We start from the raw sequence: 13,318 nt of genomic DNA on the forward strand, positions 1-13,318 counted from the left end.
GTACTTGTGAACCTGCTGCAGGACTGTAAGAATCAGCGCAGCAACGTGTCAAGGGCAAGTTGCTTAACTGTTTCGAGGAGGTCAGGTGGCGTCGCCGATCGACAAGGGCACAGCGCGTCCCGGGGCGGTGAAGTCCGCCGACCGCACGGTGGAGCTGCTCGAAGTGCTGTCCGCGTCAGACCGCAGGCTGACGCTCACCGAGCTGCACCGCGAGCTCAGCTATCCCAAGTCCAGCCTGTACATGCTGCTGCAGACGCTGGTGGCGCGCGGCTGGGTGGAGGTCGACTCGGACAGGGGCACGTACGGCATCGGCGTGCGCGCACTGCTCGTCGGTACGTCCTATTTGGACCACGACCCCGTTGTGCGGGCGGCGATCCGCGTGATGGAACAGGTCCGCCAGGACATCAACGAGACGGTCCACCTCGCCCGTCTGGACGGCGCGGACGTCGTCTACCTCGCGAGCCGCGAGTCCGAGCACCACCTGCGCGTCGTCTCGCGCGTCGGCCGCCGGCTGCCCGCGCACTCGACGTCCCTGGGCAAGGCCGTGCTCTCGACGCGCACGCCGGAGGAGGTCGACCAGATCCTCCCCGACGAACTGGCGCCGCTGACGCCCAACACCGTGACGGAGAGGGCCGCGCTGCACGAGCAGCTCGCCGGGTTCCGCAACGCGGGCTTCGCCCACGAACGCGAGGAGAACACGCCCGGCCTGGGCTGTTTCGCGGTGGCACTGCCCTACCGCAACCCCGTGCTGGACGCGATGAGCTGCTCGGTCCCGCTGGGCAGGCTGACCCCGGAGCACGAGCGGCAGGTCATCTCCGCCCTGCTCGACGCCGCCCGCACGATCACCGAGCTCCTCCGCCAGTTCGGCCGCTGAACTTCCCGGTACACCTGAACATCAAGACGGAGGGTTCCAACCCGTGACCGCACGCATCCTGATCACCGGCGCCGGCGGCGGGGTGGGCACGCTCATGCGCACCCGCCTCGCCGCCGACGGCCGTGTCCTGCGGCTGCTGGACATCGCGGAGCTGCCCGCGGCCGCCGAGGGCGAGAACGTCGAGCTCGTCGAGGCGTCGGTGACCGACATGGCCGCGATGGAGGCCGCGTTGCAGGACGTCGACGCGGTGATCCACCTCGGCGGCCACAGCCTCGAAGAGTCGTGGGACAAGATCCTGCGCGTCAACATCGACGGCACGCACACGGTCCTGGAGGCCGCACGGCGTGCGGGCGTCCGCCGGGTGATCCTGGCCAGCTCGAACCACGCCGTCGGCTACGTCGAACAGGCCGACGGCGAGGCCGGTGACTACGCCTTCCCCCGCCCGGACACCTACTACGGCGTGTCCAAGGTGGCGATGGAGGCGCTGGGATCGCTGTACGCCGACCGCTACGGCCTGGACGTGATCGCGATCCGCATCGGGTCGTGCTTCGAGAAGCCGCGCGACGTGCGGATGCTGTCGACGTGGATGTCGCCGGACGACGGCGCGCGCCTGTTCGAGGCGTGCCTTTCCTTTCCCTCACCGGGTTTCCGCCTCGTGTGGGGCATCTCGGCCAACAAGCGCGCCTGGTTCTCGCTGGACGAGGCCCGCGCGCTCGGGTACGAACCTCAGGACGACTCCGAGGTGTACGCGGCCGAGGTTCTGGAAAAGCACGGTGAGCCAGACCCCTCGTCGCCCGCGGTGAGGTACCTGGGCGGGGCCTGGTGCGGCCCCGACTTCGACACGGCAGTCAAGGAGGCAGGGCGTTGAGCCACGGCGTGCAGGGATACAACCCGCGCACCGGTGAGCCGTACGGCGAACCGGTTGCGAAGACCCCCGACAGCGAGGTGGACCGCATCGCGACCGCGGCGGCCACGGCGTTCTCGGCGTGGTCGGTCGTCGCGGCGGCGGACCGGGCCGTGGTGCTGGAGAAGGTCGCGGACGCGCTGGACGCCGAGTCGGCGTTGCTCGTCGAGACGGCCGACGGCGAGACGGCGCTGGGCGTGCCGCGGCTGACGACCGAGCTCAAGCGCACGACGAACCAGCTGCGGCTGTTCGGCGAGGTGCTGCGCGAGGGCAGCTACGTCGAGGCCACTTTGGACTCGGCGAACCCGGACATCATCCCGCCGCGGCCGGTGCTGCGCCGTGTCTTGCGTCCACTCGGGACGGTCGCGGTGTTCTCCGCGTCGAACTTCCCGTTCGCGTTCTCGGTCGCCGGCGGTGACACGGCCTCCGCGCTCGCGTCCGGCTGTTCCGTTGTGGTGAAGGCACATTCGGCGCACCCGTCGACGTCGCGCGAGACCGCGCGGGTCGTGGTGGACGCGCTGCGCGAGGCCGGTGCGCCGGAGGGCGTGTTCGGGATCGTGTACGGCACCGAGTCCGGTGTCGCGCTGGTGAAGCACCCGGCGGTGCGCGCGGTCGGCTTCACCGGGTCGACCGGTGGCGGCCGGGCGTTGTTCGACCTGGCGCAGGGCAGGCCGGACCCGATCCCGTTCTACGGCGAGCTGGGCAGCGTGAACCCGACGGTGATCCTGCCGGGCGCGGCCACGCCGGACATCGCGGCCGGTTTCGCGCAGTCGCTGGTGATGGGCGTCGGGCAGTTCTGCACGAACCCCGGGCTGGTGTTCGCACCCGAGTCGATCGTGCCCGCGCTGGGTGAGGCGGTCGCCGCGTCGTCCGGTGGCGCGATGCTGAACGAGCGGATGTGCGACTCCTACAAGTCGGGCACGGACGCGCTGGCCGCGTCGGACCTCGTCTCCGTGGTGTCCACGGGCACCCGCCCGGACGAGGCGTGGGCCGTGGCGCCGCTGCTGTTCAGCACGTCGGTGAAGGTGTTCGAGGAGAACCTCGAGAAGCTGACCGAGGAGCACTTCGGCCCGGCCGCGCTGGTCGTGACGTACTCGTCGCCGGACGAGCTGCACTCGGTGCTGGCGAAGCTGCCGGGCACGCTTACCGGCACGGTGCACGCCGCCGAGTCGGACCACGCGCAGGCCGGTGAGGTCGCCGAGGTCCTGCGCCGGGTGGCGGGCCGGATCATCTTCAACGCCTGGCCGACCGGTGTCGCGGTGGCGTGGGGCCAGCACCACGGCGGCCCGTGGCCGTCGACGACGAACCCGCTGCACACGTCGGTGGGCGCGACGTCGATCCGCCGCTGGATCGCGCCGGTGACGTACCAGTCGTGGCCGGACGCGTTGCTGCCCGCGGAGCTCCAGGACTCGAACCCGCTCGGCATCCCCCGCCGGGTGGACGGCGTGCTGGGCGTCCACTGAGACCTGTCCCGCGAACGGGGCCGCTGACACGATGTCGGTGGCCCCGTTTTCGTTGGGAGGACATGGGATGGTCGGTCGTCGCGCCTACAACTTCATGTACCGCACCTATGCGCCGTGGGAGGGCGGGGCTCGTTCCGAACTGGTCGAGCTGGTGACGTCGGGACGGATCCCGCCCGGCCGTGCGATCGACCTCGGCTGCGGCAGCGGGGCGAACTCGATCTTCCTGGCGGAGCGCGGTTTCGCCGTGACGGGCGTGGACTTCTCCCCCGTCGGCTTGGAGAAGGCGCGGCGCGCGACGCCTCCGTCGTTGTCGGTCGACTGGCTGCACGGCGACCTGACGGCGCCCGCGATCCCCGGCGTGTCCGGGACGTTCGACCTGCTCGTCGACTACAGCGTGCTGGACGACCTGCGTGGGTCCTCCGTGGACGCGATGGCAGCGACCGTGCACCGCCTGTCGCACCCCGGTTCGGTGTTCCTGATGTGGTGCTTCTACGACGAGATCCCGTGGTGGAAGCGTCGTGGCGGCCGGTTCCCCGGTCTGGGGGCCGGTGCCGAGCAGCGGTTGTTCGGGGAGTCCTTCGAGATCGAGCGGCTCCCGGAACCGAAGCGGGGCAGCGGTTTCGCGTGCTTCCTGATGACCCGCCGCTAGATCTTCGCGGCGATCACCCGCGCGCACTCGACCGCCTCGGCCTTCGCGGTGTCGACCTCGACGTCGTAGGTCATGCCGCGGTGTACGAGGTCGGCCTGCGTCTCGGCCATCCCGGCGACGCGGTCACCGCGGGCGAGCTCACGGCCGGCGGCGACCTCGGCGTCGCACCGCACCCCGACCCACACGACGTCGAGGCCGGTCAGCGCGGTCTCCCACCGCCGCCGCGACTCGGCACCGCCGAGGAACACGTCGTCCACGATCACCCGCGCCCCGGCGCGCACCATGGCGGCGACGCCCGTCATCCACGCGTCCTCCAGCACCCGGAACTCGGCGCCGACGCTGACGTCGCCGTCCGCAAACCCGATGCCTTCGGACCCTAGCCGCAGCCGGGCGGGCATCACGTCGATCAGCGTGTCGACTCCGATGGCCAGCCACGCCTCCGGCAGCACGGCCTGCAGGCAGCGCGCGATCCCGGACTTGCCGGAGCTGGACCCGCCGTTGAGAACGATCACCTGAGCACTAGATGGCACGTTCCGACCGTACCCACGTCCGCCGTTCCTGAAGCAACTCGCGCTGGTAGCCGAGGAAGTCGACCTCCAGCGTGTGCCGCTTCGACTTCACGAACTTGCGCCGCAGCCTCTCCCGGTAGGTGGTGATCTCGGCCTTCATCTCCGGCACCGGCGGCAGGGCGCCCCGGCCAGAAACCAGGTCGGCGATCCACTCGGCCTGGGCCTCGGCCAGCGGCATGATCGCCCCGAGCGGCTGGATGAGCCCGAGGAAGTACAGCCCGGGATGCGCCGGGTCCACGACCCGCCGGTACAGCGACACCTCGTTGTCCGGCGACGAGACGGCCGGGAACTCCGTTTGATCCAGAAACGGGAATTCCACCCTGTAACCGGTGCAATAGACGATCACGTCGACGTCCTCGCGGGACCCGTCGGCGAACACGACACCGGCCCCGTCGAGCCGTTCGACGTTCGGTTTCACGGTGATGTCGCCGTGGCCGAGCCTGGTCAGCAGGTCGTCGGACACCGTCGGGTGCGCGCCGAGGATGCCGTGCGACGGTTCGGGCAGCCCGTAGTCGGAGACCTTGCCCCGTGCCAGCCGCAGCATCACCCCCAGCGACAGGGCCTGCAGCCACGAGGGGGCGAACCGGGCGAGCGGCGACGTCGTCAGGTGGTCCGTCGGCATGCCGAAGAGGTACTTGGGCATGATGTGCGCGCCCCGGCGCATCGCCAGGAACGTCCGCGCGGAGACGCGGGAGGACTCGACCGCGATGTCGCAGGCGGAGTTGCCGATGCCGAGCACCAGGACCTTCTTGCCCGCGAACCGTTCCGGCGTCTTGTAGAAGTGCGCGTGGATCTCCTCGCCGTCGAACGAGCCGGGGAACGCGGGCTCGGGCAGCCGCGGCGACCAGTGGTGCCCGTTCGCGACGATCACCCAGCGGTAGACGGCCGAGGTCTCCTCACCGGTGTCGCGGTCGCGCGTCGTCACGGAGTAGCCCTCCGGCGCGACGGACACCGACGTGACCTCGGTGCGGAACCGGATGCGGTCGCGGAACCCGTGGTGCTTCACGAAGTCGTCGAAGTACTCGGCGATCTGGAAGTGCGACGGGTACGCGGGCAGGTGCGCGGGCATCGGGAAGGACTTGAACTCCATCATCTGCCGCGAGGTGTTGATGTGGAGCGACCGGTAGGCCGACGACATGCCGTTGTCGTTGAGGTAGCGCCAGTTGCCGCCGATCTCCGAGCCGGTCTCGAAGCAGTCGAACTCGATGCCGCGGGCGCCGAGCACCTGACATGCGGCGATGCCGGACGAGCCCGCCCCGATTACGCACACGCGATCCATGCGACCGAAGTATTTTCACGTTCGCGGCGGCTGTCAATCACCGGTCACCGGCCGAAATCGGACGAGAATGTCGGACCGGAGGTTCATGATGCCCGCATGACAGACGCGATCGTGGCTGAAGGCCTGGTCAAACGCTACGGGTCGGTCGTCGCGCTGGGCGGCCTGGACCTGCGGGTTCCCGAAGGCACCATCACGGGTCTGCTGGGCCCCAACGGCGCGGGCAAGACGACGGCGGTGCGGGTGTTCACCACCCTGCTCGAAGCGGACGAGGGGTCGGCGCGCGTCGCCGGGCTCGACGTCCGCGGGCAGGCGGACGAGCTGCGCACGAAGATCGGTCTCTCCGGCCAGTACGCGGCCGTCGACGACAACCTCACCGGCTTCGAGAACCTCGACATGGTCGGCCGTCTGTACCACCTCGGCCGCGTGCGGAGCCGGGAACGAGCCCGCGAGCTGCTCGCCCGGTTCGACCTGGAGGACGCCGCCGACCGTCCGGCGAAGGGGTACTCCGGCGGCATGCGGCGCCGGCTCGACCTCGCGGGCGCGCTCGTCGCGAAGCCGTCCGTGCTGTTCCTCGACGAACCGACGACCGGCCTCGACCCGCGGTCGCGCTTCGGCATGTGGGACGTGATCGAGGAGCTCGTCCAGGGCGGCACCACGGTGCTGCTGACCACCCAGTACCTGGAGGAGGCCGACCGGCTCGCCGACCAGATCGCCGTCATCGACCACGGCGTGGTGATCGCCGAGGGCACCTCCGACCAGCTCAAGGACCAGGTCGGCGGGGAGCGCCTCGAACTGTCCGTCGCCACGCCCTCCGAGCTCGGCACCGCACGGAGCGCGCTGGCCGGTCTCGCCGTCGGGCCGATCGGCGCCGACGACCGCCAGCACCACCTCACCGTGCCGGTCGCGGGCGGGTCCTCGGTGCTGATGGAGGCGATCCGGCTGCTCGACGCGGAGTCGGTGAAGGTGCTCGACATCGGGTTGCGCAGGCCGACGCTCGACGACGTGTTCCTGGCCCTGACCGGCCACCGTGCGGAAGGCGGGGACGAGAAGTGAAGCTGCTGCAAGCGCTTGCGGACGGCGGGGTCGTCGCCAAGCGCAACCTGATCAAGATCAAGCGGGTGCCGGACCTGCTGGTGTTCTCCACCGCGGCGCCGATCATGTTCGTGCTGCTGTTCGCCTACGTGTTCGGCGGCTCGATCCAGATCCCCGGCATGGACTACCGCGAGTTCCTGATGGCGGGCATCTTCACGCAGACGGTGCTGTTCGGCGCGACCATCACCGGCAGCGGTCTCGCGGAGGACATGACCAAGGGCATCATCGACCGGTTCCGCTCGCTGCCGATGGCCCGCTCGGCCGTCCTGGTCGGGCGCACCACGTCCGACCTGGTCAACAACGCGCTGGTCGTCGTCATCATGATGGTCACCGGCCTGATCGTGGGCTGGCGCGTCCACTCGTCGCCGCTGGAGGCCCTGGCCGGGGTCGGGATCCTGCTGCTGTTCGCGTACGCGTTCTCGTGGGCGATGGCGTGGATCGGGCTGCTGGTGCGCAGTCCCGAGGTGTTCAACAACGCGAGCTTCATCTTCCTGTTCCCGATCACCTACATCGCGAACACGTTCGTGCAGTCGGAGAACCTGCCGGCGGGCCTGCGCCACGTCGCGGAGTGGAACCCGGTCTCGGCCGTCACGCTGGCCGCCCGCGAGCTGTTCGGCAACACCTCTCCCCTGCAACCGGCGCCGGACGCGTGGCCATTGCAGCACCCGGTCGTCGCGTCGCTCGCGTGGGTGGTGATCTTCCTGCTGATCTTCGTCCCGCTGGCCAACTACCAGTACAAGCGCGCGGTGGCCCGCTGAGTGGGACGGGGTGCGCCCGACGGGGTTCGCGCCATACGTTGTGCGCCATGCGAAATCTTCTCGTGGCAGTCACGTCGGTACTGGCGGTCGCGGTCTCCGCGGGGACGGCGGCGGGCACCCCGCTGCCGTCCCCGGAGATCTTCGCGACGAACAACACCGCGATCATCACCGATCCCGCCGATCCGCGGCTCCAGGACAGACTGGTGAGGTTCGACCGCGAGGTCCGCGGGATCGTGCGCGCGAACGGCGGCCACACCACGCGGTCGACGTTGCTCGACGGCGTGTTCTGGTCGAGCGACCTGCAGCAGACGACGTTCGAACGCTCGCGCAGGTTCGACGTCACGCTGAACGCGGAGAGCCTGCGGCACACCGCTTCGGCGATCGCGAAGCAGTTCCGGCAGGAGTCGGTGCTCACGTTCCGGTTCCTGCCCGCGAACTCGCCCGCCGTCGACGCCGTGCAGGTCGAGGTCGACGGACTCACCGCACAGCAGGTCCGCACCGGCCTGCTCAACGACGCGGTCGCGCGCGAGAAGCTCGGCGGCGGCAGCGTCACGTTGCAGGGCAAGGCGATCCTCATCGCGTCCGTCGACGACCTGCCCACCGTGCGGGCGTTCGTCACGAACATCGGCGGTGACCTCCGCAAGGCGAAGTTCCGCAAGGGCACGTGGGAGTTCGTCGGCGCGGAAACTCTTTTGTGGAACGGGCGAAGCGCCGCCTAACCTCGTGGGCATGGCAGCAACCCTGGTCCGCGGCCAGAACGTGGACATTCGCATGTGGACTCGACCGGACGAGGTCGAGGAGTTCGCCATGCGGCAGCTGCAGAACATCTCCTCGCTGCCGTGGGCGTTCAAGCACATCGCGGTCATGCCGGACGTGCACTACGGCAAGGGCGCCACGGTGGGTTCGGTGATCGCGTTGCGCGACGCCGTCTCCCCCGCGGCCGTCGGCGTGGACATCGGCTGCGGCATGACCGCCGTGCGCACCTCGCTCACGGCGAGCGACCTGCCGGCGACCCTGCGCGGGCTGCGGTCCCGCATGGAGGCCGTCGTCCCCGTCGGGTTCGGTCAGCACAGGGCGACCGCGTTCACCGAGAGGGACGCGTCCGACTGGGGCACGTTCTGGAAGAAGTTCGACGACCTCACGCCCGTCGTGAAGGCGCGCGCCGACAAGGCGATGCACCAGATGGGCACGCTCGGGGGCGGCAACCACTTCCTGGAGGTCTGCCTGGACGGCGACCAGCAGGTGTGGGTCATGCTGCACTCCGGGTCGCGTGGCATCGGCAACGAGCTGGCGCAGCACCACATCGCGGTGGCGCGCACGCTCGCGCACAACTCCGAGCTGCCGGACCCGGACCTGGCCGTGTTCCTCTCGGGCACGCCCGAGATGGCGTCGTACCGCCACGACCTGTACTGGGCTCAGGACTACGCGCGACGCAACCGCGCGGTCATGCTGCGCCTGGTCTGCGACGTGCTGCGCGCCGAGTTCCCGCAGATCGTCTTCGAGGAGCCGATCTCGGCGCACCATAATTACGTGTCGGAGGAGAACCACTTCGGCGAGGACGTTCTGGTGACGCGCAAGGGTGCGATCCGCGCGGGCCGCGGTGAGCTGGGCATCATCCCGGGTTCCATGGGCACCGGGTCGTACATCGTGCGCGGTCTCGGGAACCCGGACTCGTTCGAGTCGGCGTCGCACGGCGCCGGCCGGAGGATGTCCCGCAACAAGGCCCGCAAGACGTTCACGACGCAGGATCTCGCCGACCAGACAAGTGGTGTCGAGTGCCGCAAGGACTCCGGCGTCGTGGACGAGATTCCGGGCGCCTACAAGGACATCGACACGGTGATGGCGAACCAGTCCGACCTGGTCGAGGTGGTCGCGAAGCTCAAGCAAGTGGTTTGTATCAAGGGTTGATGTTTCCCTTGTGAGTGAACGGGAAAGCCTCCGGACAGCCAGAGAGTTTGCCTGTCTTGGAGGTTTTTCCATGTCAACGGGCGCCATCATCGGCGTTGTGGTCGCGATCGTCGCGGCATTGGTGATCCTCGCGATCGTGCTGAGGCCCGCCATGCAGCGCAAGAAGCTTCGTGACCGCTTCGGCCCTGAATACGACCGCGTGGTCGAGCACAGCGACAACAGATCGGCCGCGGAGAAGGAGCTCGCCGAGCGGGAGCACCGCCACAGCGAGTTCGACCTGAAGCCGCTTTCGCAGACGGCGCAGGAGAGTTACCGCCGGCACTGGGCGACCGTGCAGGCGAAGTTCGTCGACTCGCCGGAGAGCGCCATCTCCGACGCCGACCGCCTCGTGACCGATCTGATGGCCGAGCGCGGGTACCCCACCGAGGGGTACGAGGCGCAGCTGAGCGTTCTGTCCGTCGAGCACGCGCGGACGCTGGAGCACTACCGCAAGGCGCACGACATCTCGGAGCGCCAGGAGATCGGCGAGGCGAGCACCGAGGACCTGCGCACCGCGATGGTGCACTACCGCGAGCTGTTCACCGACCTGCTGGAACACGGCACGACGCCGAGCAAGGAACGAGAAGCCGTGCGGAAGGAGAAGACCGATGTCTGAGGCCCCCACCCACTCCGCCGGGGTTCCGACTCCGGCCCGGCCGCAACAGGCGCAGCGCGCCGACGGCCAGCGCACGGACACCCAGCAGCGCACCGAGGCTCAGCGCACCGACGCTCAGCGCACTGAAGCCCAGCGCACTGAAGCCCAGCGCACGGAAGCCCAGCGCGCCGAGCACCAGCGCACCGAACCGCAGCGCCAGGACCACGAGCGCGGCGAGCACCGTGCCGAGCAGCACCGCGCCGAGCAGCGCCCTGCTGACCAGCGTTCTGCTGACCAGCGCCCTGCCGAGCAGCGCCACACCGAGCCGCAGCGCACGGACCAGCGTTCGGCCGGCAGGCTCGAGGACGAGTGGCAGGCGGTGCAGTACGAGTTCGTCGACGACCCGAAGTCGGCCGTCAGCAAGGCGGACGCGCTCGTGACGCGCGCACTCGAAGAGCTCACCACCCGGCACCGCTCCCTCACCAAGCAGCTCGAGGGAAACAGTGATCCACAGACCGAGGACCTGCGACTGGCCCTCCACCGCTATCGGGAACTGTTCAAGTCGCTGGTCGCCGTCAAATAAGTGCTGGAAGCCCCGGCGCCGCGGCCGTAACAGGTGGCGGCGCCGGCAGGCATGTCCGGACTAGCTGGGAAGTTCGCGGATCTCCATCTCGAGCACGTCGATCTCGTCGCTGATCGCCTCGTCGAGCATGTCGTCCAGCAGCTTGCGGCACTCCGCCGATCCGCATCGCGGCAGCCCCGCGCCGAACCTCGGCACCTGCTCCCACCACACCGCGGGGTTGTTCCAGAACGAGCCGGAACCCTGGTCGACACCTTCGAGGCAGCGCAGCCTCTGATCGGTCTCCGGAAGGGCTCGCACGAACTCGATGAACAACGCGAGTGCGTCGGGATTGCTCACCGGGACAGCGCCGTAGCCGCGCAGACAGTCCTCGAGTTCTGCGAGGAACTCCGCCTTGAAGGACACGGCACACCCCCGCTCCTCCGCACCGTTGCGGACACTGAAGTTCTCACCGTCAACAGTACCTCCGCGCCTTGAGCGGGGAACGAGTGCGAACGGGCGGTATCTTCCTGTTCCCGCACGGGATCCGGTGACCCGCAGTCACGTCACCCGATGGTCACGCGCACCCGTACAACGGGTAACGGAGCCGCGGGAAACCGTTGTACGGCTTGACGATCCGAACGGCGGCCAACCCACCGGCCCGGCCGGTCCCGGACGCACAGCCCGCACGGCCCCGTTCGCCGTCAGCCTCCCGGACGCGCCTGGAGAGTCACTCAAAGTGCGCGGGCTCGTGAGAACGTTTCCGTTGGGGCCCGAAAGGAATCCGCTCCGCGGCCGGCGACCGCGTGCGTTCCGTCCATCTTGGACGGTCGCTTCGACTCCTACCGCTCGGCGTGCAGCCTCGCCACGAAGCTGAACCGGTCACCCCGGTACAGCGATCGGGCGCGTTCGATCGGGTGGCCCTCGACGTCGTAGGAGACGCGGTGCAGCAACAGCATCGGCAGCGCCGGGTTGGTGCCGATCAGCAGTGCCTCGCGGGGCGTGGCGAGCACCGTCTCGACGCGTTCCTCTGCCTCGGCGAAACGCACGCCGAGCCGTTCGGTGAGGCACGCGTAGAGCGACCCGGCGGGGTCGAGCTTCTCCAGCAGGCCGGGGAAGCGGCCGAGGCTCAGGTACGTCGACTCGAGGCCGATGCGCTCGTCGTCGGCGAGCAGGACGCGTTCGAGGTGCACGATCGGGTCGCCGGGCTCGATCGCCAGGTCGCGGGCCAGGCCCTCGTCGGCGCCGAGCTCCTCGACCGTGATGACGGTGCGGTTCGGTTCGACGCCCTGACGGCGCATGCCCTCGGTGTAGCTGACCAGGGACAACGGCTGAACGAGCTTCGGCGGCGCGACGAACGTGCCGCTGCCCTGGCGGCGGATGAGCTTGCCTTCGAGCACGAGTTCGCTGACGGCCTGGCGGAGCGTGACGCGCGAGACGGAGAACCGTTCGGCGAGCTCGCGTTCGGACGGCAGGACGGTGCCTTCGCCGAGGTTCTCGACGAGGTCGAAGAGCTCGGCCTTGACCGCGTAGTAGCGCGGGACTCGGCCGTGTTCTGGGATGCCCGCGCGAACAGGACGATCAGCGCGGTGCGGCGGGACGCGGTTCACGTGGCGTGAGCCTACGTTACGCCCCGTGTGATCACGGGGCCAGCAGCGGCGGGTCGGGGATCTTGTAGCCGGAAGATCCGATGTTGGCCTCCAGCGACTTGCGCCAGGCACCCGTGTCGATCATCTTCTGCAGCGCCGCCTGGACCTTCGCCTTGCTGTTCGGGTCGTCGCGGTGCAGGCCGACGCCGTACTCCTCCTTGCTGAACGGGTCGCCGACGACCCGCAGGAGCTCGGGGTTCTGGGCGGCGTAGCCCGCGAGCAGCACGTCGTCGGTGGTGACGGCGTCGACGTTCTCCGCGAGCAGCGCCGTGACGCAGTCGCTGAACTTCGCGTACTCGACCATCTTCACGTCCTTCGCGAACTGGTCGCGGACGTACTCGGCCGACGTGGACCCGGCGGTGGAGCACAGGCGGAGGGTGGCGTTGAGCGACTTGGGGCCGTCGATGCGGTTCTCGTTCATGCGCACCAGCAGGTCCTGGCCGGCGACGAAGTACGGGCCGACGAACTCGACGATCTGCTTGCGCTTGTCCGTGATCGAGTAGGTGGAGACGACCATGTCGGCCTCACCGCTGGTCAGGAGCGTCTCGCGGTTGCCCGGCTGCGCTTCCCGCCAGGTGATGTTCTGCTCTTTGACGCCCAGTTCGTTCGCGATGTACTTGGCGACGTCGACGTCGAACCCGCGGTAGCTGCCGTCGAGCCTGCGCACCGACAGTCCCGGTTGGTCGTACGACACGGCGATGACCATGCGGTCGTTCGCGCTGACCTTGCTGGCCATGCCGGACCCGCCACCACCCGCGCACGAGGCGAGCAGGAGCACGGCCGCGCTCAAGGTCGCCACCAGGCGGAGAAGTGCTCTCGGCGTCATTCGTCCCTCTACAGCGGTTGCACTACAGCGATATTCCACGGGCATGCGCCTGCGCACCTGGGTCGGCGTGCTCGGCGATGCGGGAAACCTAAGCGGCGGCAGGACGCATGTCCATACCCAGAACCGAATGGAAACAACGGAATCGGTGCGGTAA

Annotated in this window: 15 protein-coding genes; 10 read left to right on the forward strand and 5 right to left on the reverse strand. The window is 69.2% G+C overall.

Translation table 11 applies throughout. From position 1 onward, the window contains the following. The first annotated feature begins 85 nt into the window (after nt 1-85). From ACFWN2_RS23690 to ACFWN2_RS23705, 4 genes are all read left to right on the forward strand, one after another. The gene (locus tag ACFWN2_RS23690; RefSeq protein ID WP_245786551.1) at nt 86-874 is read left to right on the forward strand and encodes an IclR family transcriptional regulator; all 789 of its coding nucleotides are present in this window, start codon (nt 86-88) and stop codon (nt 872-874) included. A 43-nt stretch (nt 875-917) separates the two neighbouring features. Beyond that, a complete protein-coding gene (locus tag ACFWN2_RS23695) occupies nt 918-1,742 on the forward strand; it encodes an NAD-dependent epimerase/dehydratase family protein (RefSeq protein WP_382430675.1) in 825 nt (274 codons plus the stop codon). Next, a complete protein-coding gene (locus ACFWN2_RS23700) occupies nt 1,739-3,241 on the forward strand; it encodes an aldehyde dehydrogenase (NADP(+)) (RefSeq protein WP_382430677.1) in 1,503 nt (500 codons plus the stop codon). Before ACFWN2_RS23695 ends, ACFWN2_RS23700 begins: the two co-directional genes overlap by 4 nt. 67 nt (nt 3,242-3,308) lie before the next feature. Further along, nucleotides 3,309-3,890: a class I SAM-dependent methyltransferase gene (locus ACFWN2_RS23705; protein ID WP_382430679.1), complete on the forward strand. Its 582-nt coding sequence runs from the start codon at nt 3,309-3,311 to the stop codon at nt 3,888-3,890. On the opposite strand, the gene cpt is transcribed toward ACFWN2_RS23705, so the two are convergent. Together cpt and ACFWN2_RS23715 are read right to left on the reverse strand one after the other, a co-directional pair. Next, a complete protein-coding gene (gene cpt, locus ACFWN2_RS23710) occupies nt 3,887-4,420 on the reverse strand; it encodes a chloramphenicol phosphotransferase CPT (RefSeq protein WP_382430681.1) in 534 nt (177 codons plus the stop codon). The two genes, ACFWN2_RS23705 and cpt, sit on opposite strands and share 4 nt — an antisense overlap. Continuing rightward, nucleotides 4,410-5,738: an NAD(P)-binding domain-containing protein gene (locus ACFWN2_RS23715; RefSeq protein ID WP_382430683.1), complete on the reverse strand. Its 1,329-nt coding sequence runs from the start codon at nt 5,736-5,738 to the stop codon at nt 4,410-4,412. Before ACFWN2_RS23715 ends, cpt begins: the two co-directional genes overlap by 11 nt. A gap of 96 nt (nt 5,739-5,834) precedes the next feature. Here ACFWN2_RS23715 and ACFWN2_RS23720 point away from each other — a divergent pair, with 96 nt between their 5' ends. From ACFWN2_RS23720 to ACFWN2_RS23745, 6 genes are all read left to right on the forward strand, one after another. After that, on the forward strand, nt 5,835-6,791 hold the full coding sequence (locus tag ACFWN2_RS23720; RefSeq protein ID WP_382430685.1) for an ATP-binding cassette domain-containing protein: 957 nt from the start codon (nt 5,835-5,837) through the stop codon (nt 6,789-6,791). Further along, a complete protein-coding gene (locus ACFWN2_RS23725) occupies nt 6,788-7,588 on the forward strand; it encodes an ABC transporter permease (protein WP_382430687.1) in 801 nt (266 codons plus the stop codon). The genes ACFWN2_RS23720 and ACFWN2_RS23725 overlap by 4 nt, the downstream gene beginning before the upstream one ends. Nucleotides 7,589-7,635: 47 nt before the next feature. Further along, complete coding sequence (locus ACFWN2_RS23730; protein ID WP_382430689.1) at nt 7,636-8,307, forward strand: hypothetical protein; 672 nt, start codon at nt 7,636-7,638, stop codon at nt 8,305-8,307. A gap of 10 nt (nt 8,308-8,317) precedes the next feature. After that, nucleotides 8,318-9,496 carry an RtcB family protein gene (locus tag ACFWN2_RS23735; RefSeq protein WP_382430691.1) on the forward strand — a complete coding sequence of 393 codons (1,179 nt, stop codon included), beginning with the start codon at nt 8,318-8,320 and terminating at the stop codon, nt 9,494-9,496. Nucleotides 9,497-9,566: 70 nt separating this feature from the next. Then, on the forward strand, nt 9,567-10,151 hold the full coding sequence (locus ACFWN2_RS23740) for a hypothetical protein (RefSeq protein WP_382430693.1): 585 nt from the start codon (nt 9,567-9,569) through the stop codon (nt 10,149-10,151). Beyond that, nucleotides 10,144-10,713, forward strand: a complete 570-nt coding sequence (locus ACFWN2_RS23745) for a hypothetical protein (RefSeq protein ID WP_382430695.1) — start codon at nt 10,144-10,146, stop codon at nt 10,711-10,713. The genes ACFWN2_RS23740 and ACFWN2_RS23745 overlap by 8 nt, the downstream gene beginning before the upstream one ends. A gap of 60 nt (nt 10,714-10,773) precedes the next feature. Here ACFWN2_RS23745 and ACFWN2_RS23750 read toward each other — a convergent pair whose 3' ends face one another. From ACFWN2_RS23750 to ACFWN2_RS23760, 3 genes are all read right to left on the reverse strand, one after another. Continuing rightward, on the reverse strand, nt 10,774-11,115 hold the full coding sequence (locus tag ACFWN2_RS23750) for a hypothetical protein (protein ID WP_382430697.1): 342 nt from the start codon (nt 11,113-11,115) through the stop codon (nt 10,774-10,776). Nucleotides 11,116-11,531: 416 nt separating this feature from the next. Continuing rightward, nucleotides 11,532-12,299 carry a GntR family transcriptional regulator gene (locus ACFWN2_RS23755; protein WP_382430699.1) on the reverse strand — a complete coding sequence of 256 codons (768 nt, stop codon included), beginning with the start codon at nt 12,297-12,299 and terminating at the stop codon, nt 11,532-11,534. 31 nt (nt 12,300-12,330) lie between these two features. Beyond that, entirely contained in the window at nt 12,331-13,164 is an 834-nt protein-coding gene (locus ACFWN2_RS23760) for a glutamate ABC transporter substrate-binding protein (protein WP_382430701.1), read from the reverse strand. Nucleotides 13,165-13,318 lie beyond the last annotated feature (154 nt).

Source organism: Lentzea sp. NPDC058436 (assembly GCF_042721515.1).
GTDB lineage: Bacteria > Actinomycetota > Actinomycetes > Mycobacteriales > Pseudonocardiaceae > Lentzea.